At 71.6% G+C, this 817-nt stretch carries 2 protein-coding genes; one reads left to right on the top strand and one right to left on the bottom strand.

The window, feature by feature from the left end; all coding sequences use genetic code 11:
- A partial coding sequence (locus BI327_RS40855; protein ID WP_174683079.1) for a dihydrofolate reductase family protein occupies nt 1–350 on the top strand: 350 nt, incomplete at its 5' end.
- Nucleotides 351–361: 11 nt separating this feature from the next.
- Here the strand turns inward: BI327_RS40855 and BI327_RS40850 are convergent.
- Nucleotides 362–817 (bottom strand): helix-turn-helix transcriptional regulator (locus tag BI327_RS40850; RefSeq protein ID WP_143271818.1); only part of this gene is annotated, 456 nt, incomplete at its 5' end.

Genomic DNA, 817 nt, shown 5'->3' with positions numbered 1-817 from the left:
AGCACGTGGCCACGCACCGGCCCGATGGCCTGTCCTGGCAGGGCAGCCGGGCGCTGTCCGGCGACCTGGCCGAGGCGGTGCGGGCGCTCAAGCGCCAGGGCGGGGCGGATCTGCTGACGTTCGGCAGCGGCGACATGGTGCGCCAGCTGCTGGCGGCGGATCTGGTGGATGATCTGTCCCTGTTGGTCTATCCGGTGATGCTGGGGCCGGGCAAGCGGGTGTTCGGCGACGACGCGCAGGCGCGCGCCTTCACGCTGGAGCGGGTCGACGCCACGCCGGGCGGCGTGCTGGTCAGCCGCTACCTGCGCGGCGGCGAGGTGCGCACGGGGTCGTTCGAAGACGGTGAATGAGCGGGCGCGCCTCAGTGCGATGACACGTAGCTCGACGCCGCGAAGGCCGGCGGCACGGCGAACTCGGCCTTCATCCGCTTCACTTCCTCGACCGGGCTGCGGCCGAAGACGCGCTTGAACTCGCGGCTGAACTGCGACGGGCTGTCGTAGCCGACCGCCGCGCTGGCGGCCGCGGCGGTGAGCCCGTTGCGCACCATCAGCAGCCGCGCCTGGTGCAGCCGGGTGGACTTCAGGTACTGCATCGGCGAGGTCTGCGTGACCGCCTTGAAGTGCACGTGGAACGCCGGCACGCTCATGCCGGCCTCGCGCGCCAGCTGCTCGACGTCCAGATCCTGCGGGTAGGCCGCGTGGATGCGCCGCAGCGCCCGCGTCACCTTGCCGAAATGCCCCTGCATGGAGAGGGCCGCGCGCATCGACGGGCCCTGGTCGCCGGTCAGGATCTGGAAGTAGATCTCGCGCACCAGCGA

Origin of the sequence: Bradyrhizobium mercantei (assembly GCF_001982635.1) — a bacterium.
Classification (GTDB): Bacteria; Pseudomonadota; Alphaproteobacteria; order Rhizobiales; family Xanthobacteraceae; genus Bradyrhizobium; species Bradyrhizobium mercantei.
This window is presented reverse-complemented; position numbering and strand designations above follow the sequence as displayed.